Here is an 18,346-nt window from a genome sequence, read left to right as displayed (position 1 = left end):
AGCTTATGAAACGCGCCAATTTTGGCGCGTTTTTTATTGGTAAATGTGATTAATCAATTTATCGCATTCATTCATCACGGGTTTTCGGTTAAAATTCACCGCAAATAAAATATTGGAATACTTATGGAATCGTTTCGTAAAGTTATTAAGGGTTGGTTGGGCAAAGTCTTGCTCGTTTTGTTTTTGACCCCTTTAGCACTTGTAGGTATTGAAGGATATTTTAGTAGTGGTTCAAAAGATACAGCTAAAACGGTAAATGGTGCTGAAATTTCGAAAAAAGAACTCGAAGCATTAACGAGCTCATTAAAAGAACAATATCTTGCTTATGCTCAGGGTGATGAAACTTTACTTAACCAAAGCTTTATTAATAACAAAGCGATGGATACTTTAATTTCTCGTCAAGTGTTATTACAACAAGCCGATAAATTAGGCATTAGTTTAAGTGATGCGCAAATCGTTCAGATGATTCATCAACAACCAAGTTTTCAAGTGAATGGCGCATTTTCTGATGAACAGTTTGCGAAATACTTAGCATCGATTGGGATGACGAATCGTGCATTTGTTGAAAATTTGCGTAAAGACCATTCTTTGAAAATGTTGTCTACTACATTTATGGACTATGCTTTAGTCAGTAAGTTGGATATTTTACAGATTGCGAACTTACAAACTGAGCAACGTAGCATTCAGTTGGCAAGTATTAATCTTGAAAATTATAAGAAAAATGTGAAAGTAACAGATGCTGAAATTGCAGCCTATTACGAAAAGCATAAAAATAAGTTTAAACAAGCCACTAGTGTGGATGCCGACTACGTGTTGTTAAGCCCTGCGAATATCGCTGCGCCAGTTGGAACCGCAACAGACGCTGAGCTGAAAGAAGCGTATAACGCATTTGTAGTGTCTGCTCAGCAGTCGGTTAAACCCGTTGTTAAACACATTATGATTACTGCGACAAGCCGCTCAGATGCTGAAGCGAAGAAGCTTGCTGAAAGTGTTCAGGCGAAAATCAAAGCAGGTTTGAGTTTTGATCAAGCTGCTGCACAGTTCTCTGAAGATACTCAAAGCAAAGCAAAAGGTGGTGAGCTTGCTGCTTACGAAAAAGGTGTGTTTGGTGATACGTTTGATGCTGCTGTAGCCAGCGCAAAATCTGGTGAGGTTTCTGCACCTGTTAAAACGGGTGATGGTTATCACTTAATTCAAGTGATGACACCAGCAGTGAAAGTGGCTTCTTTTGAACAAGAGAAAGCGCGTTTACAAGCTGAAGTTGCTGCATCAAAACAAGCTAACCTTTTCTCTGATACTGTAAACAGTCTGAATGATCTGGTGGTGAGCAGCGACGCTTTAGATGTTGTTACTCAAGAAGTGAAAGGCGTTAAAGTTCAATCAGTAAAAGGTTTGACTTTGTCATCACAACATCCAGTGTTGAGCGATGCAAGTGTGAAGGTGAAGCTGTTTAATGATGATGTGAAAAATGGTGAACGTAATGTTTCATCAAGCATTCAGCTTAAAAATGGCGATGTGGTTTGGGTAAAAGTACGTAATTACCACGCTGCTGGTGTTCAAACGCTTGCTGAAGCCAAAGCTAAAGTCAAAGCACAATTGATTGAGCAAAAAGCATCTGAAGCTGCTAAAGCGCAAATTCAGACAACTTTAAAAGCATTTAATACTCAACCTGCCGCAAACGTTGCTAAAGGTAGCTTGAACTTTGAAAATGCAGGAACATTCACTCGTGCAGATGGTTTGTTAAAACCTGAGATTCAACATGCTGCATTTAGTGCGAAGGCACCGAAAGAAGGCTATTGGTCTATAGCGACAACAAATCTTCCAAATGAATTGGTGGTGGTTGCTGTAACTCATGTGAAAAAACAATCTGAAGATGCGCTGACTGGTGAGCAATTGACTGAGTTGACGAAGTTGTATCAACAGTTGCGTGGCCAACAAGAGTTTGATGACTATACGCGTTATTTAAAAAATCATGCAAAAATCAAATAATTGATTAATGTATTAAAAACCAGCTTTTCGAGCTGGTTTTTTTTATGGCAAAAATTGACTGTAAATAAGGAAAACTAGCGCTTCCTTTGGTTGTGGATGGTGGGGGCATATACTCATATTGGGGACGGAACAGTTGGAGGTTCAGCCTTATTTGAAGTTTTGTCTAATATTTGATAACAATTTGTGCATAAAAAAGCGAGATGAATCTCGCTTTTTTACATCACTCAAATGGCTTAGCTACGGATTTTAATTTCATAACCAGTATATTTACGGATGTTAATCACACCTGTATCTAGAATTAAATACTGACCTTTAATCCCCTGTAGTTTGCCGCGGATGATTGGCGTTTTATCCAGATTATGCGATTTAATCTTTTCTGGATATTCCTCCACAGGGTAAATGAACTGACGCGGCAATTCATCTTCCATCAACTCGACCGTTTCATTGAATTCTAAGTTTTGACTAAATTCATCACGGATTTTCTGAATTTTCGGTGCAAATTCTTCAATCAGTTGTTCACGAATTTCAATTAGATCTAAAGGCTCAGCTTCACCTTTTAATAACTTGCGCCAATCGGTTTTGTCTGCAACTTGTGTACCAAACATTACTTCTAAATGTCCAGAAAGGCGGCGAGAGCCCACTTTCATGATCGGTAGTGCCTGGGTTGCGCCCTGATCCAGCCAACGCGTTGGCATTTGACCTAAGCGAGTAATGCCGACTTTGAGTGAGCTGGAATTGGCTAAATAGACAATATGCGGCTGGAAGCACACTTCATGGGCAAAATCATCTTCGCGGCAAGTGCCTAAATGATAATGACAGGTTTCAGGCTTCATGATGCACATATCGCAAGATGCTTTGGTTTTCATGCACTTAAAGCAATGACCTTGTGAATATGACTTCGGTGTTTTTTTACCGCATGATATACAGTAAATATTGCCTGTCGCCTCAATCTCAATTTCTTGGCCGATATTGAAGGGTAGATCAACTTCTGAGCGATCTAGAATAAATTTATACTCAACATTTGCCTTGTGTGTATGTTGATCAGTTACACTAAGATCCTTGAGACCTGCGTGCATTTTATGACAAATGCCTTGTAGTTCCATGCGAATATTCTCTCAATATTAAGGATGCGGTTAATGGCCGAGCAAAATGTCATCACTTCTATGCTAGACGATTTGTCAAAAGAGCAGCCAATTTCTACCGCAATTTGTATTGGTCAGAATCTTGAACAATACAATCAATTTCATCCAATTCAATGGCAATATTTTAACGTAACTGAGTTTTTAAATCTGCCTTTTACCCAACGTTTTGATTTGGGTTTTGTGATTCTGGATACAGAAGACATGCTCGCGCTGTCTGAACAGCAGAAAACCCAGATATTGGTGAAGCTGCGTGATCTTTTGGCGAAGCGCATTGTGGTGGTGGGTAAACTGCAAGATGAGCAGTTATTGCGTGCCTTAGGGTTTACTCAGTTAATCGATAAAACTAGCCATGACAGTGATTTTGCGTTGTGGCAATTTAATATTTTAACCTATAAGCATATTCCAGATTGGTTTAATTCTAAATTTTGGGCGAATCCTGAGAATTGGGATAAATTCCGTTGGTAACAAATACTTAGTCCTGTTTTAGTTGCAAAATTTAACAAACAAGCCTGATTTGAATCATGTTTCCAACGTATGCTGTAAACAACTTAAAAATAGGAATAAGAAAATGACGAATCTCAGCAATATTGTCGAAATTTTAGCGAAGCAAGCGCTTGGCGGTTCTACAGGACAAAATCAACAGGGTGGTCTAGGAGGCATGCTCGGTTCTGTATTGGGTCAGTTGGGAAATAATGCCAATACACAAAATCCACAAGGCAATACACAGAATCAAGCAGGCGGGCTCGGTGGAATTTTAGGTTCAGTGCTCGGGCAACTCGGTGGTTCAGCTCAACCACAACAACGTACCAGTGGTGGCAATAATACTTCAGCAATTTTGATTGCTGTATTACCTTTGGTGCTTGCTTGGATTCAAAAGCAAGGTGGCCTACAAGGTGCACTGGATAAGTTACGTGGGCAAGGCTTAACCAGCCAAGTCGATGATTGGGTGTCTACAGGGCCGGGCGACAATGCGTCAGTTAATAATCAACAAGTTCAAGGTTTGTTTGATGATGCTGACATTGAAAAAGTCGCGCAAGAAACTCAAGCACCAAAACAGGATGTTTACAGTGCAATTTCAACAGTATTGCCACAGATTATTGACTCTTTGACACCACAAGCAGGTCAAACCAATCAAAATGAAGCCAATACGGATATTCAGCAAATGATGAATTTAGTTTCAGGATTTTTAAAACGCTAAAAATTCTGTTGTGGCGTAGATGAAAAGCCAGTGAAGTGAATGCTAGCTTTTTTATTGTTGGAATTTTTTAAGCTAGAGAAACTTTAATCAATAAGTCTGGTTTAAGACGGGTTAAACAAGCGATTGGAAACGCAGATTTTTTTACCAATATAATGTGAATGTTTTTGACGAATTAAAATAATTTGAGATTGAAATTCAAGTTCGCCAAATTCAGGTTCAACTTGTACGTAGTGCAATTGACCATATTCATCGCGTACACGAGCCTGAGCAGAAAATCCTGGACGCGCATTACCACTCGAGATGGTTGCTAAACGACCCAGTAAATTGATGGTTCGTTTTTTGTATTTGGGTGGAATAACTTGATCCAAGCAATGAATCATAAATACTGTGAAAAATATGGCAATAATTAGTGCAGGAAGCATCAGATAATAAGCGGGAAGAAAATGACCTTCTTGTGCATGAATGAGGAACTCTAAGACATAACCTGCAAAACTAAAGTTCATGAGCAGAAAGAATAGAATCAAAGTTTTGGAAAATTTAACATTGAGTAAGGCAAGTTCATTTAAGCGTTGAGGTGCAATTTTTCTCAATAATAGACTAGGGCTCGTGTTGATATAATACCCAATGGTTTCCACCATGCCCAACAAAAGCACAGCCAATAAACTTAAGTGAAAAGGGATTAAGTTATAGTCTGTTAAAAATGCGGACATGGCAGGATTCCAAAACTTATTCTTCTACGAGGTAAATTCCACCATCAGAATGCACGTTAATCTCTACTTTTTCAAGAGATTGTCCTTGGCATGGACCAGAAATACATTCACCAGATTCAACCATGAATAAAGCGCCATGGGTTGAACATTCAATAAACTCTTGGTCACGATCAAGGAATTGGTTTTCTAAAAATTCCAATTCTACTTGTAGGTGTGGGCAGAGGTTTTGGTAAGCGTAAAACATCCCATCACGTTGTGTGATAAAGATCGTATCACCGTTTGGTGTTTCAAAAGAGCGCGCCTCACGCTCAGGCACGTCATGGGTCATGCAAATTTTAAACATTAAGCACATTCCTTTTGGAAAGACTGTAAAAGTGCAGCATAGTCTTTAACGGCAAGTCGAGGACCAAACTGAGAAACCACTTCACTTGAAATTAAGATGGCAAGTTCTGTGGCAGATTTATAATCGTGGCCCGCATTGAGTGCATAGAGGAAGGCACCTGAGAATGCATCACCCGCACCATTGGTATCGACAGCAATTACTTTACGGCCCGGCACGGTAAATGTATTTGATTCATTATGAATTAATGCGCCTTTAGCCCCGAGTGTAATGACAATGTGTTTACTTAGTGATTGCAATTGAGCTAGAGCAGCATTTAGATTATCAGTTTCGGTGTACATCAATGCTTCTTGTTCATTACAGAATAAGAGGTCCACACCATCATCAAGTAACTCATCCAGACCTTGACGTGCATATTGCACCATCGCTGGATCAGATAAAGTCAATGCAATTTGAACGTGATTGGCTTTGGCAATTTCACGTGCTTGTTTCACCGCTTGACGTGCAGAATCAGAAGTTGAAAGATAACCTTCAATATATAGCCATTTTGCTGAATTTAGCGGTGCAAAATCAATTTGAGCATCTGTCAGCTCTGCGGTAATGCCTAAATAGGTATGCATGGTGCGTTCAGAGTCTGGACTTACCAGTACCATGCAGGTGCCTGTGACACCTTCACTGATAGATTGCGCTGCAGTTTGAATTCCTGCGTCATTTAAGCCATTTAAATAGATTTTTCCTAGCTCATCATGACCGACACGGCAACCATAAAATGCAGAACCACCTAATGCGCTAAATGCAACAGTCGTATTTGCAGCAGAACCACCTGAAGCCTGACCTTTATAATCTTGAGAAGCTTTTAAATTATTATACAACGCAGCTTGAGTGTCACCGTCGGTAAGTTGCATGGTGCCTTTTTGCAGATTTTGCTGAATAAGGAAGTCGTCAGAGACTTTAAATTCCTGGTCAATAAGTGCGTTACCAATCGCAAAAAGGTCAACTGTTGCCATGTTGTTCAATCACATCAAAAAATGAAAGTGTTAAGTTTACACCAATGCTCAGGATTGCTGTAGTGAGTTGAATAAAATTCAATTATAGGAAGGTTGGATGAATTTCGCCCATATTGATTGTTTTTTTATATTTTTATTGATTTAGTTGCCGTTTTAATCAGCTTTGCTATTGTGCAAAGTGATTTTTTTTACTTTGATAGTGCCATAAGATTTTCGTGCTCAACCTAAGTGCGTTTTGTAGAAATAAAGATAAACTGATTAAAAGTGTGGATATATGGAAATAACAATTCGTCAAGCTGAGCAATTACCTGCTCAAATCGAAAATATTGCCGCGTTAGCACAGCATGAAGGCCATGTTTTTATACACCGTTTAATCGAAGAATATCGCAGTGGTAAAAACCGTTTTGACCAAGCCGGCGAGCAGCTTTTATTGGCTTATGATGGTGATAAATTGATTGCTTGTGGTGGTCTGAATCAACAATGGGGGGATGCGGGTGTGGAGGAGCGTATTGGTCGTGTGCGTCGTTTTTATGTGCATCCACAGTATCGTCAGCATGGAGTTGGAAAACAATTACTGATTGAGCTGGAAAAAGGGGCAAAAAAACACTTTTCTGCGCTCTGCCTCAATACAGAAAATAAATTTGCTGCAAAATTTTATCAAAAGCAAAATTATGTTTTTGTTGAAAATCATCCAAATTATAATTATTTCAAATACCTAGTTTAGATTGAATAACTCAAAATCTAGTGTATTTGATGAAATGAAAGAAAAAAGCATCCATTTTATGGGTGCTTTTTTTATGTTGATTTAGGCTTTAATTTTTACGCTACTTTGCTGTGTAAAAAATTAGTGCGTAAAGATGTAAGTCGCCTTCTTAAATTCATATTCAATTAAGCCTTTACTGCAATCATGATTCTAAGTATTCATCAGGTGATGCTTAGAATGACTTCAACAGAATTACAGCAATTTTGGCTTAAAGTTCCGACAATTACAGGGCTGTTTTGGCTCACTAAAATTTTTGCCACAACATTTGGTGAAACGGGTGGTGATGCACTATCGATGTCCCTGAATTTAGGCTATCTCGTTAGTACCTTTATTTTTGCGACCATTTTTATTGTCCTGTTATTTTTTCAGATTCAAGCAAAAAGCTATAAGCCGTATTTGTATTGGGCAACCATTATTGCCAGTACCACTGTGGGTACGACGTTGGCAGATTTTGTAGACCGTTCATTGGGCATTGGCTATTTAGGCGGAAGTCTAATTTTGATTAGCCTTGTTCTTATTTCATTGTTCAGTTGGTACAAGTTTGAAGGCACAATTGATCCTTATGCCGTACAACAACCTCGAACCGAAGTATTTTATTGGTTGACGATTACTTTTTCTCAAACCTTGGGTACGGCGCTAGGCGACTGGGCATCAGACAGTGCGGGGCTTGGTTATACGGGCAGCATAGTGTTGTTTTTGAGTTTGATTGTGCTCATGGCGTTGTTGTATTACTTCACATCGGTGTCTCGTACCATCTTGTTCTGGAGTACTTTTGTGTTGACGCGACCACTGGGTGCAGTAGTGGGTGATTTTCTCGATAAACCGATTAGTTCGGGTGGTTTGGATTTAAGTCGATTTGCTGCATCTTTGGTGTTGCTTATCGCTATTGTGATCTGTATTTATTGGTCGAACCGTTGTGATCCAGCAACGTCTAAAGTTGCACATTAGTCCACGTATTGGCAGCTTGAGGTGGTTTTTGCTTTAAAAATATAACTTGATTAAAAGCGTTGGAAATGTTGTTTCAGTGAATCTTGTTCTGACTTTTTGAGGTATACTTTGCTGTATCTTTAAAGTAATAGATTAGGAGCACGCATGACTGTAGATGTCACTGAAACCATTTCTCAAACTGTACATCCCGCGTTTCAGTTGATACGTCAACACCATGTTGAAGCCTTGGACATTTTAGTGTCTGAATATAAACATAAAGTCACAGGTGCAGTACATTATCACTTAGCCACCAATCATGATGAAAATGTATTTTTGGTTGCCTTCCGTACGCAGCCGATGGACTCAAAAGGCGAAGCACATATTCTTGAACATACCGCACTGTGTGGTTCAGAAAAATTCCCTGTACGTGACCCATTCTTTTTAATGATTCGTCGTTCATTAAATACCTTTATGAACGCGTTTACTGCTGCCGATTGGACGGCGTATCCATTTGCGACACAAAACAAAAAAGACTTCCAAAACCTGCTTGAAGTGTATATGGATGCGGCATTTGCAGCGAATTTGAATCCATTGGATTTTGCACAGGAAGGTATTCGTATCGAACTGGAAAATGGTGAGCCTGTTTATAAAGGTGTGGTATTTAATGAAATGAAAGGTGCAATGAGTTCACCTTCAGATCAGTTGTATCATCAACTTGCGCATCATTTGTTCCCAGAAACCACGTATCACTATAACTCTGGCGGTGATCCGAAAGATATTCCAGACCTAAGCTACGATGAGTTAGTTGGATTCTACAAATCACATTATCACCCAAGTAATGCGGTCTTCATGACCTTTGGTAATGAACTTGCCTACGACTTACAAGAGCAATTTGAAAAGCTGGCATTGTCTAAATTTGAACAAGGTCAAACTTTATATTCAAAACCAGAACGTCGTTTAGCTGCACCGCTGACGGTGACTGAAACTTATGCTGTCGATGCGGAAGACTTGAAAGACAAAACTTATCATGTGCTTTCATGGTTATTGCCTGAAGCGAGCAACATTAAACTTCGTTTAGGTATGCGTCTAGTTGAAGGGGTATTGCTTGAAGATTCAGCATCGCCATTACGCCATTACCTTGAAACGTGTGGTTATGCACAATCGACTGGCCCATTCATGGGTGTGGATGATTCAAACTATGAAATGACCTTCTTCTGTGCGATTCAAGGTTCAAACCCTGAACATGCTGAAGAATTTAAAAATGGTGTATTTAACGTTCTTCAAGATGTAGCGGTTAAACCTGTAGACGCTGCATTGGTTGAAGCGATTTTGCATCAAATTGAATTGCATCAACGTGAAATCAATGGTGATGGTATGCCGTATGGTTTAAGCCTGATTTTAAATGGTTTAAGCAGCGCAATTCACCATTCAGACCCTGTTGATGTCTGGGATGTGGATACGGCCATTGAGCAAGTAAAAGAAGAGTTGAAAGACCCAATGTGGCTTTCAAACTTGATTCAGGAATATTTGTTGGATAATCCACACCGCGTGCAACTGACTTTAGTTCCAGATGCAGAGAAAAATGTAGTTGACACCGCGGCTGAAAAAGCGCGTTTAGCGGAGATTGGTGCAAAACTGACTGAAGAAGACAAAGCAGAAATTATTAAACAAACGGAAGCTTTAAATATTCGTCAAGATACACCGGACGATCTCAATTTATTGCCAAAAGTTGGCCTGGAAGATATTCCTGCTCAGTTGCAAATTGTCCAAGGTCAATTGCGTGAAGTGATCAGCAATGGACTTGATACGCCATTGAATCTGTATCATGCAGGGACCAACGGAATTTACTACCAACAAGTGTTAATCCAAATTCCAGATGAAGTGGTGCAATCACCGTATTTCAACCTATTGTCTATTTTGATGGGTGAAGTCGGTGCTGGTGAGTATGGTTATCTTGAATTGCAACAACTTCAAACCGCGGTGAGCGGTGGTTTGGGGATGGGTGCATCATTGCGTTCTAAAGTCGATGATAAAGGGAAAATCAGTGCGTGGTTAACATTAACAACGAAGTCGTTGGTGAATAACCTTGAAGCGATTCGTCTGTTAAAACTTGCATTTGAGCAACTTCGTTTTGATGAAAAGAACCGTATTGTCGAACTACTGCAACAACGTAAGGCACGTTGGCAATCACGTGTTTCAGGTTCGGGTCATAGCTATGCCATGCAAATTGCAGGGCGTCAGCACAGTGCCTTGGCGCATCGTGATTATCACAACACAGGTTTAGGTGCGTTAAATTGGTTGTCAGATCTGGTGAGTAATATTGAAAAAGATGAAGCTGCTTATGATGCTTTAATTGCTGAATTGAAACTGATTCATAACCGTTTATTAAAAGCACCAAAACAATTCCTTGTGGTGTGTGAAGAACATCAATCCGACCGTTTGGTTGAAGAAGTTCAAACCATTTGGGACAAAGTGGTGATTGAAAACAATGCCAATGCGTTAACCCAAGTGGATTTTGCAGACAGCAATAATGACGAAGCATGGTTAATTCAAGCCAATGTACAGTTCTGTGCAGCAGCTTATCCTGCGGTTGAAGTGTCACATCCAGATGCTGCACCACTGATGATCTTGGCGGCATATTTACGTAATGGTTTCTTGCATAGTGCGATTCGTGAAAAAGGCGGTGCTTATGGTGGTGGTGCAAGCTATGACGGTAATGCATGTTCATTCCGCTTCTATAGTTACCGTGACCCACGTTTAGCAGAAACATTTAACGATTTTGAGGCAAGTGTGCACTGGTTGTTGAATGCAGAACAGCAACCACATCAACTTGAAGAGGCGATTTTAGGTTTGATCGCAAGTATGGATAAGCCGGGTTCGCCTGCAGGTGAAGCAATTACTGCATGTTATGCCTTACTACATAAACGCACACCAGTATTCCGTCAAATGTTACGTGAACGTCTACTGCATGTGACTTTGGATGATCTGAAACGCGTAGCAAAAATTTATTTGCTAGAGCAAAAACCAACAAAAGCGGTGGTTGCGCCTGTGGCAAAACGTGAAGCTTTGGTTGAGCTTGGTTTTGATATTAAACAAGTCAATTAAAAGAATAAGGAGATTCCATGACGTTCAAATCTCTTGAGCGTACAACATTGCAACTGAGCCTCATTGCGCTCAGTTCTTTGTATGTCAATAGTGCGTTCGCACAACAAAATGCTGAGGCGATTGCAAAACCCGCAACGCCTGAAGCTTGTACGGCACTTGCATTAAATGCTGAGCGTCTATCTTGCTACGATGCATTGTTTAAAATTCCTGAAGAGATAAAGCCAGCGTTAATTTCTGAACGTCAAGCGGCTCAGGAAATTAAACCAGAACCAACAGAACCGTTGACCTTGAAAGAAAAGGTTAGTCATGCTTTTAGTGATCGTCTCTTTGCGGCAGAAGCACCAAATTTGAATCCAAATTTATCTTTACTTGATAGCCGTTGGGAGCTTTCACAAGAAAGTAAACTCGGGACATGGAATATTCGTGGCTATCAACCAGTATATTTAATGCCGGCGTATTGGACTTCAGATAAAAATGAACGTCCATCCAGCCCAAATGAAAATAATACCGTTGAAGAAAGTGAAGATCAGAACTTAAAATCGATGGAAGCGAAATTCCAACTTTCATTAAAAACCAAAGCAGTGGAAAACCTATTTGGTGACAATGGCGATGTTTGGCTCGGTTATACCCAGTCATCACGCTGGCAGGTTTATAACGAAGATGAATCACGACCTTTTCGTGAAACCAATTATGAGCCAGAAGCCAGTTTGGTCTTTCGTACCAATTACGAGCTGTTGGGTTTAAATTGGCGCATGTTAGGTGTGACGTTTAACCATCAGTCAAATGGGCGTTCCGATCCGCTTTCACGGAGTTGGAACCGTATCATGCTGAACTTAGGTTTTGAGCGTGATAACTTTGCCTTAATGTTGCGTCCTTGGTATCGCTTAGAAGAGGATGCAAAAGATGATAATAATCCGGATATTAAAGATTATGTTGGGCGTGGCGATTTAACTGCATTTTATCGTTATAACGAGCATGATTTTAGTTTGATGTTACGTCATTCGCTTAAAGGCGGCGATGACTCTCATGGTGCTGTACAGTTCGATTGGAGTTTCCCGATTAGTGGTAAGCTGCGAGGCACAGTTCAGTTGTTTGATGGTTATGGCGAAAGCTTAATTGACTATAATCATCGTGCTACGTATGTCGGTGTCGGTGTTTCTTTGATGAACTGGTTCTAAATTTATTGTGTAATAAAAAAACCACGCCAAGGCGTGGTTCTTTTATAGGGTTGGCTTATTTTGCACTAACCGACCTGAATTTCCGTAGGAGGATGCTTTAAGCGGCTTTTTTTCGGCGTTGCAATCAGATAGGCAAGGGTGAGTGGCCCAAGTCGACCTGCAAACATCAAGAGCATGAGTGCAACTAAACTTGCAGGTTGTAAATCGCCGGTAATCCCGCGAGATAAGCCGACTGTACATGCCGCAGATACTGCTTCAAACAACAAGTCTAAAAAATTTTGCTTTGGTTCTAACAGCAGTAAGCTAAAGAGACCCAGAAAAATCAAAGTTGTGGTAATAAAAATGACAGCAAGTGCTTTGAACGTGGTTCTTTCTGAAACTGAATGATTAAAGACTCTCACTTCGTCTTCACGTCTTAAGAAGCTAATAACACTCAATACAACAATAATAAAGGTGCCGACTTTAATGCCGCCTGCTGTACTTAATGAGCCACCACCAATAAACATCAAGAACATCGTGACTAAAGAAGAGGCATCACTCATGTCTTCTACAGGGAGGCTGTTAAATCCAGAGGAACGCGGTACTGTCGCATGGAACCATGCATTCACGGCTTGATCGCCCAGTGACATACTGGCCAAAGTGGCAGGATTGGTGGCTTCTAAAGCCCAAATGATTATAAAAGCAAATACATTGAGTCCAGCAATGGTCGACAAAATTAGTTTGCTGTTGGGCGTGAGCTTTTTCCAGCTTTTATTTCGCCTAATATCCATCAATACCAAAAAGCCAATACCACCAATGATATAAAGCATACTGATGGTAAAGGTAATGAAATATTGATCTGCAAAGCTCATTAAACTGTTAGGGAAAAGTGAAAATCCACCATTATTAAATGCTGAAACGCTATAAAACGCGGCATAAAACAGGGCCTGGTTGAAGTTGTAATCTTGCATCCAAGCAATGGTTAAAATGACCGTGCCAATCAGTTCAAAAAATAAGGAATATAGAAATACGCTTTTAATGGTCATCGAAACTTTCGTGAGACTGGTTTGCCCAATAGTTTCTTGTGCCATGATCTGCTGCTTGAGCCCCATCTTGGGTGAAAGGCTCATTGCCGCCAAAATCGCAAAAGTCATAAAACCCAGACCGCCACATTGCAGTAAACCCATAATGACGATTTTGCCAAAAACCGTATACGCATCACCGACATTGACCACAGAAAGACCAGTAATTGTGACAGCAGATGTTGCGGTAAAAACAGCATTTAGCCAACTAAGTTCACCATGATGGGAAAATGGTAATTTCAACAATAGGGTGCCAATCACAATTAGCCCAAGAAAACCCAAAGCCAAGATGCTTGGTGGGCTCAAGTTAATGGTATTGCGTTTTTGATTATGCAGTTTCATGAGCGGGCAGTGTGGTCTTTAAGGTGAAAGTTTGAATATAACAAGACATACGTCATTACAGGGGAGTTTTAAAATGTTTGGCTAATCGACGCAGTGGTTCAATTAAGCCTTCAACGATTAAAATATCGCCTGTTTGTAGAATAAGATTAGGATTTAAACTGTACTGAATGTCTATACCACGCTTATGCACGAGCGTTTTAACCTCAGGGACATGATCCATAATTTGATTAAGTCGGGTACCTTGTTGCGCTTCTTTAATCTCTACTTTGACTAAATAGTGATTATCTTCAAGTGCCATGTAACGGCTGACCATGGGGTAGCTTAAAGATTGTGCAATGCGAACACCCATATCTTCTTCAGGATGGATAATTTTACTAATGCCTAAATGGGTCAAAATCATGTGGTGGGCTTTCGATTTGGCTTTTGCCCAGATTTTATGAACACCCATATTTTTTAAATGCAATACACATAAAATACTGGCTTCGATATCTTCGCCAATCGCTACAACCACAGCTTCACAGTTTTGAATATTAAGCTCTTGCAGTACATGTTCATCAGTCGCATCTGCAATGACGGCGTGAGTAAGTTGGTCTGAGATGCTCTCAACAAATTTTTTGTTGCTATCAATGCCAATCACATCATGTTTTAAACCGACCAGCTCAGTGGCAACAGTTGCACCAAAACTTCCTAAACCGATTACCGCAAATTGAGCCATTTAAACTCCTAATTTTTATAAAGTCACTGAATATAATAATGTTAACGTGTTCATATTTAAGCTGCCATCAAAATTTACACAATGCTTATAAACACACAAGTTTTTAATTCGATAGAGATTATTTAAGATTCACCTATGTCTTTAATGCGACAAAATTTGGATAATTTTCTATAATTTTATGGGATCGGTATATTTCATAACCACGGGTTGAGCATGTTGGTTTTAGCGTGGTAGTCGTATAGGTATTTAAAATTTTGTTTACGCGAGTTCTTGGAAGTATTTTTAAAACTTTGATGATCTTTATTTTTTTTCTGATTTAAAAGTGATTTGATCGTGGTATAGCGGATCAATAGTTATAAAAAAAGCCGAAAATTACTTCCGGCTTTTTTATGATTTTTTATAGTATTCTGATTATTTCAAGAAACGTTGATAACCAAGGTTATTGGTAATTTCTTCATATGGATAAGTAATACTTTCCAATGTTTCAACTAAACCATCTGGGTTTTGTTTGGCATCCGTTGCTTCCATGCCGACCAATACACGACCTTCAGCAGCACCGTGGTTACGATAGTGGAATAGGGTAATGTTGTGTGTTGGGCCAAGACGTTCCAAGAATGTCAGTAGGGCGCCCGGGCGTTCAGGGAATTCCACACGGAATAAGCGTTCATTTTCAATATCCGCATGGCCACCAATCAAGTAACGGATATGCAGTTTTGCCACTTCATCATCAGACAAATCGTCTACATCGTATTGAAATTTCAATGTTTCGAAAATTTCCTGACGCTCTTTCTCACCGCCTTTTAAGCTAATGCCAACAAAAACTTGTGCAGCTGATGCATCACTAGCGCGGTAGTTAAACTCGGTAATATTACGGCCTTGAAGTGCACGGCAGAATTTTAAGAAAGAACCTTTTTCTTCAGGAATCGTAACGGCAAAAATCGCTTCTTTACGTTCACCCAACTCTGTACGTTCGGCAATATAGCGCAGGCGGTCAAAGTTCATGTTGGCACCACACACAATGGACACCAAATTTTTGTCTTCTAAGCCATGCTCTACTACATATTTTTTAATACCTGCAAGTGCCATCGCACCTGATGGCTCAACAATACTACGGCACTCATCAAAGGTATCTTTAATCGCAGCACAGATTTCATCGGTGTTGACTAACACAACATCACGTTCAACAATTGGACCAGAATTATCTGATTTTTGTAAACGAATTACATCAAACGGCTTTTCACCAATTTGAGCCACGGCTGTACCGTCTGCAAATAAACCGACAGAAGGCAAGATCACACGTTCATTGGCTTCAAAAGCGGCTTTTAAACATGCAGATTCGTCATATTCAACTGGAATGACTTTCACATGCGGTGCAACATCACCGAGGTAAGCGGCAACACCAGCAATTAAACCACCGCCACCTACAGCAACAAAAACGTAGTCAACATCGCGCCATTGACGTAAAATTTCATTGGCAATCGTACCTTGACCTGCCATAACCAGTTCATCGTCATAAGGCGGGATAAAAGTCATACCATCTTCTTGTGCACGCTGAATTGCATATTTATTTGCGACATCAAAAGAATCGCCATGCAAGACCACTTCACCACCTAAGCGTTTTACAGCTTGAACTTTAATGTCCGGTGTCGTTTTAGGCATGACAATAATGGCACGAATTCCCAGTTTTTGACCAGATAAAGCCACACCTTGTGCATGGTTACCTGCTGAAGCCGTAATAACGCCACGTTCCAACTGAGATTTCGGTAATTGACTAATACGGTTATAAGCACCGCGTAGTTTGAAGGAAAAGACAGGTTGTAAGTCTTCGCGCTTAAAGCGAATATTATTATTTAGTTTTTCACTAATTCGTGGCGCTGCTTCGAGTGGAGTTTCGATTGCAACGTCATACACCGTTGCCTGTAATATTTGTCGAACCAAACGAGACAGCATGTTAATTTTCCATCTAACAGTTTAAAATAGGTGTTTATTGTAACAAACACCTGTACATTTGGGCTGAAAAATCAGCGACAAATGTCAAAAATAGTTGAGTTAAGTTATGAGTCTGTATGCTACCCAAGATGAAAAGAAACAAGCTGCCGCAAAAGCTGCATTAAAGCACTTGCCTAAAGGCGGTATTTTGGGTGTTGGTACAGGAAGTACTGTGAACTTCCTCATTGAATTATTGCCTGAGCTTCAGCTTGAAGCAGCGGTTGCCAGTTCTGAAGCGACTGCGCAGCGCTTGAAAAAATTAGGCATTGAAGTGGTTGATATGAACCACGTTGGCGGTTTAGATGCCTATGTGGATGGTGCAGATGAAATTGATCGTCATATGCATATGATCAAAGGTGGCGGCGCGGCGCTAACTCGCGAAAAGATTGTCGCATCGATTGCGAAAAAATTTGTTTGTATCGTTGATGATTCTAAATGGGTCGATCAGTTAGCGCGTGAATTTCCACTGCCTGTTGAAGTGATTCCTATGGCGCGTTCTGCTGTGGCTCGTAAAATTGTCGCGCTTGGCGGTGATCCTGTGTATCGTGAAGGTGTTGTTACTGATAATGGCAACGTAATTTTAGATGTATATAACTTGAATATTTTAAATGCGCTGGAGCTTGAAAAAACGTTGAATGACATTCCGGGTGTGGTATGTAACGGTATCTTTGCGTTGAATAAAGCAGATATTGCTATCGTTGCAACGGACAATGGGATTGAAGAGCGTACAGCGGTTTAATTAGAAAAAAGCATCACATCATCCTTTATTTTTTCCTTTTAGGAGAAATATAAAGAAGTTGTAAAATAATGATGTGATGCTTTTGCAGTTAAAATTCCCTATCAATCCCTCTTTTGCCAACTGATTGAAGTTTAATTTTTTGAACTTATATAAACTTTCAATAAAAGAATAAATGATCCCAAACTTACCTGAAATCCAAATTACTCATCATGCACGTGCAACACGATTACGTTTACGTGTCGAGCCAACACAGATTCGCTTAACTGTTCCGAAGTTTTGTACGAAGCGTCAAATACAGGATTTTTTACAGCAATCCGAACAGTGGATGATTGAAACTTGGCACAAACAGCAAGAAAAGGTAGGGCAAGTTGATCGAACTTTACCTGTAGAATTAAAGTTATTTAATCTAGAACAACCCTTAAAAATTAAGTATCAAACTCAAAAAAACTCTTATCTGTTTGATGAAAAGAATCACCAATTATTGATCAGTGATCGTCAGCCGGAAAGTTATTTAAAAGCATTTGTCATTGCCTATGCCAAACATTATTTGTCTATCTATTTACAGCACGTTAGTGTTGAAATAGGGCTGAAATTTGGCGAATGTGCCATTCGTCAACCAAAAACGCGTTGGGGCAGTTGTTCTGCCAAGCATGAAATTATGCTAAATAGTGGGTTGGTGTTGTTTTCTGAATCCATTACTCGTTATGTGGTTGTGCATGAGCTAGCACATACCAAGCATTTTGATCATAGTCCAAGGTTTTGGGCTGAGGTGGAAAAGCATGATGCTAATTATAAAAGTCATCGTCAAAGTTTAAAAAGTAGTCCAATGCCGTGGTGGTGGACTTAAAATGTAATGTTCATAATTCATTGTGAATTATTAATTTAGGGGCTTAGGAAGTAAACATATACAAAATGTATGGTAACTTCCTAATATGAAAAGTAAAAATAGATACTATTCTCGTTCTAAAATCAGTGAAGCGAAATTCCGGTCGATTATTCGCTTTTTTGCCATGGATTTTACTGCAACCGATACTGCTCAATTAACGAATATTTCGGTTCGTTCTATCATAGGACATACGCATTGACAACATAAAAAAATGATGAATATGTTGTATAACATGTAAGTGATCAGACAAACCAA

General features: G+C 39.8%; 16 protein-coding genes and 1 pseudogene. 10 read left to right on the top strand and 7 right to left on the bottom strand.

The genetic code is table 11. The features are described 5' to 3' along the window. The first annotated feature begins 123 nt into the window (after window positions 1-123). Window positions 124-1,989: a SurA N-terminal domain-containing protein gene (locus ACN6OV_RS12290; RefSeq protein WP_427953343.1), complete on the top strand. Its 1,866-nt coding sequence runs from the start codon at window positions 124-126 to the stop codon at window positions 1,987-1,989. Between the two features lie 233 nt (window positions 1,990-2,222). Here the strand turns inward: ACN6OV_RS12290 and ACN6OV_RS12285 are convergent, their stop codons facing one another. Further along, window positions 2,223-3,092 carry a DUF2797 domain-containing protein gene (locus ACN6OV_RS12285; RefSeq protein ID WP_427953341.1) on the bottom strand — a complete coding sequence of 290 codons (870 nt, stop codon included), beginning with the start codon at window positions 3,090-3,092 and terminating at the stop codon, window positions 2,223-2,225. A 33-nt stretch (window positions 3,093-3,125) separates the two neighbouring features. Between ACN6OV_RS12285 and ACN6OV_RS12280 the strand changes: the two genes are divergently transcribed. After that, complete coding sequence (locus tag ACN6OV_RS12280) at window positions 3,126-3,596, top strand: DUF6231 family protein (RefSeq protein WP_427953339.1); 471 nt, start codon at window positions 3,126-3,128, stop codon at window positions 3,594-3,596. A 103-nt stretch (window positions 3,597-3,699) separates the two neighbouring features. Beyond that, complete coding sequence (locus ACN6OV_RS12275; RefSeq protein WP_427953337.1) at window positions 3,700-4,329, top strand: YidB family protein; 630 nt, start codon at window positions 3,700-3,702, stop codon at window positions 4,327-4,329. Window positions 4,330-4,430: 101 nt separating this feature from the next. Here the strand turns inward: ACN6OV_RS12275 and ACN6OV_RS12270 are convergent, their stop codons facing one another. The 3 genes from ACN6OV_RS12270 to ACN6OV_RS12260 are packed head-to-tail and all read right to left on the bottom strand — an operon-like array spanning window position 4,431 to window position 6,386. Next, complete coding sequence (locus ACN6OV_RS12270) at window positions 4,431-5,039, bottom strand: OB-fold-containig protein (RefSeq protein WP_427953335.1); 609 nt, start codon at window positions 5,037-5,039, stop codon at window positions 4,431-4,433. 16 nt (window positions 5,040-5,055) lie between these two features. Next, entirely contained in the window at window positions 5,056-5,367 is a 312-nt protein-coding gene (locus tag ACN6OV_RS12265) for a Rieske (2Fe-2S) protein (protein WP_427953364.1), read from the bottom strand. A 14-nt stretch (window positions 5,368-5,381) separates the two neighbouring features. Continuing rightward, a complete protein-coding gene (locus ACN6OV_RS12260; protein WP_427953333.1) occupies window positions 5,382-6,386 on the bottom strand; it encodes an adenosine kinase in 1,005 nt (334 codons plus the stop codon). 274 nt (window positions 6,387-6,660) lie between these two features. Between ACN6OV_RS12260 and ACN6OV_RS12255 the strand changes: the two genes are divergently transcribed. The 4 genes from ACN6OV_RS12255 to ACN6OV_RS12240 all read left to right on the top strand — a co-directional run bounded on the left by ACN6OV_RS12255 (window position 6,661) and on the right by ACN6OV_RS12240 (window position 12,359). Beyond that, complete coding sequence (locus ACN6OV_RS12255; RefSeq protein ID WP_427953331.1) at window positions 6,661-7,110, top strand: GNAT family N-acetyltransferase; 450 nt, start codon at window positions 6,661-6,663, stop codon at window positions 7,108-7,110. 216 nt (window positions 7,111-7,326) lie between these two features. Then, window positions 7,327-8,097, top strand: a complete 771-nt coding sequence (locus ACN6OV_RS12250) for a COG4705 family protein (RefSeq protein WP_427953329.1) — start codon at window positions 7,327-7,329, stop codon at window positions 8,095-8,097. 144 nt (window positions 8,098-8,241) lie between these two features. Beyond that, window positions 8,242-11,181, top strand: coding sequence for an insulinase family protein (locus tag ACN6OV_RS12245; protein ID WP_427953327.1), 2,940 nt, complete (start codon window positions 8,242-8,244; stop codon window positions 11,179-11,181). A 17-nt stretch (window positions 11,182-11,198) separates the two neighbouring features. After that, entirely contained in the window at window positions 11,199-12,359 is a 1,161-nt protein-coding gene (locus ACN6OV_RS12240) for a phospholipase A (RefSeq protein WP_427953325.1), read from the top strand. Window positions 12,360-12,424: 65 nt separating this feature from the next. On the opposite strand, the gene ACN6OV_RS12235 is transcribed toward ACN6OV_RS12240, so the two are convergent. The 3 genes from ACN6OV_RS12235 to ilvA all read right to left on the bottom strand — a co-directional run bounded on the left by ACN6OV_RS12235 (window position 12,425) and on the right by ilvA (window position 16,427). Continuing rightward, window positions 12,425-13,762 (bottom strand): TrkH family potassium uptake protein, encoded by a 1,338-nt coding sequence (locus tag ACN6OV_RS12235; RefSeq protein ID WP_427953323.1) that lies wholly within the window; start codon window positions 13,760-13,762, stop codon window positions 12,425-12,427. Between the two features lie 55 nt (window positions 13,763-13,817). Then, window positions 13,818-14,477: a potassium channel family protein gene (locus ACN6OV_RS12230; protein ID WP_427953321.1), complete on the bottom strand. Its 660-nt coding sequence runs from the start codon at window positions 14,475-14,477 to the stop codon at window positions 13,818-13,820. Between the two features lie 411 nt (window positions 14,478-14,888). Next, window positions 14,889-16,427: a threonine ammonia-lyase, biosynthetic gene (ilvA, locus tag ACN6OV_RS12225; RefSeq protein ID WP_427953319.1), complete on the bottom strand. Its 1,539-nt coding sequence runs from the start codon at window positions 16,425-16,427 to the stop codon at window positions 14,889-14,891. Window positions 16,428-16,533: 106 nt separating this feature from the next. Here ilvA and rpiA point away from each other — a divergent pair, with 106 nt between their 5' ends. The 3 genes and pseudogenes from rpiA to ACN6OV_RS12210 all read left to right on the top strand — a co-directional run. After that, window positions 16,534-17,205, top strand: a complete 672-nt coding sequence (rpiA, locus tag ACN6OV_RS12220; protein ID WP_374665749.1) for a ribose-5-phosphate isomerase RpiA — start codon at window positions 16,534-16,536, stop codon at window positions 17,203-17,205. A 172-nt stretch (window positions 17,206-17,377) separates the two neighbouring features. After that, window positions 17,378-18,052, top strand: a complete 675-nt coding sequence (locus ACN6OV_RS12215; protein WP_427953317.1) for a M48 family metallopeptidase — start codon at window positions 17,378-17,380, stop codon at window positions 18,050-18,052. A gap of 85 nt (window positions 18,053-18,137) precedes the next feature. Continuing rightward, window positions 18,138-18,272, top strand: a pseudogene (locus ACN6OV_RS12210) (IS1595 family transposase); the annotation flags it as partial. Window positions 18,273-18,346: the final 74 nt, after the last annotated feature.

Origin of the sequence: Acinetobacter sp., from assembly GCF_050285345.1 — a bacterium.
Lineage (GTDB): Bacteria > Pseudomonadota > Gammaproteobacteria > Pseudomonadales > Moraxellaceae > Acinetobacter.
Note: the sequence above shows the minus strand (reverse complement) of the source record. Positions and strands in the feature narration are given on the sequence as shown.

What these genes read in the sequence shown, in the direction of transcription:
- ACN6OV_RS12290 (WP_427953343.1), top strand. Translation starts at nt 124, where the DNA reads ATGGAATCGTTTCGTAAAGTTATTAAGGGTTGGTTGGGCAAAGTCTTG.
- ACN6OV_RS12285 (WP_427953341.1), bottom strand. Translation starts at nt 3,092, where the DNA reads ATGGAACTACAAGGCATTTGTCATAAAATGCACGCAGGTCTCAAGGAT.
- ACN6OV_RS12280 (WP_427953339.1), top strand. Translation starts at nt 3,126, where the DNA reads ATGGCCGAGCAAAATGTCATCACTTCTATGCTAGACGATTTGTCAAAA.
- ACN6OV_RS12275 (WP_427953337.1), top strand. Translation starts at nt 3,700, where the DNA reads ATGACGAATCTCAGCAATATTGTCGAAATTTTAGCGAAGCAAGCGCTT.
- ACN6OV_RS12270 (WP_427953335.1), bottom strand. Translation starts at nt 5,039, where the DNA reads ATGTCCGCATTTTTAACAGACTATAACTTAATCCCTTTTCACTTAAGT.
- ACN6OV_RS12265 (WP_427953364.1), bottom strand. Translation starts at nt 5,367, where the DNA reads ATGACCCATGACGTGCCTGAGCGTGAGGCGCGCTCTTTTGAAACACCA.
- ACN6OV_RS12260 (WP_427953333.1), bottom strand. Translation starts at nt 6,386, where the DNA reads ATGGCAACAGTTGACCTTTTTGCGATTGGTAACGCACTTATTGACCAG.
- ACN6OV_RS12255 (WP_427953331.1), top strand. Translation starts at nt 6,661, where the DNA reads ATGGAAATAACAATTCGTCAAGCTGAGCAATTACCTGCTCAAATCGAA.
- ACN6OV_RS12250 (WP_427953329.1), top strand. Translation starts at nt 7,327, where the DNA reads ATGACTTCAACAGAATTACAGCAATTTTGGCTTAAAGTTCCGACAATT.
- ACN6OV_RS12245 (WP_427953327.1), top strand. Translation starts at nt 8,242, where the DNA reads ATGACTGTAGATGTCACTGAAACCATTTCTCAAACTGTACATCCCGCG.
- ACN6OV_RS12240 (WP_427953325.1), top strand. Translation starts at nt 11,199, where the DNA reads ATGACGTTCAAATCTCTTGAGCGTACAACATTGCAACTGAGCCTCATT.
- ACN6OV_RS12235 (WP_427953323.1), bottom strand. Translation starts at nt 13,762, where the DNA reads ATGAAACTGCATAATCAAAAACGCAATACCATTAACTTGAGCCCACCA.
- ACN6OV_RS12230 (WP_427953321.1), bottom strand. Translation starts at nt 14,477, where the DNA reads ATGGCTCAATTTGCGGTAATCGGTTTAGGAAGTTTTGGTGCAACTGTT.
- ilvA (WP_427953319.1), bottom strand. Translation starts at nt 16,427, where the DNA reads ATGCTGTCTCGTTTGGTTCGACAAATATTACAGGCAACGGTGTATGAC.
- rpiA (WP_374665749.1), top strand. Translation starts at nt 16,534, where the DNA reads ATGAGTCTGTATGCTACCCAAGATGAAAAGAAACAAGCTGCCGCAAAA.
- ACN6OV_RS12215 (WP_427953317.1), top strand. Translation starts at nt 17,378, where the DNA reads ATGATCCCAAACTTACCTGAAATCCAAATTACTCATCATGCACGTGCA.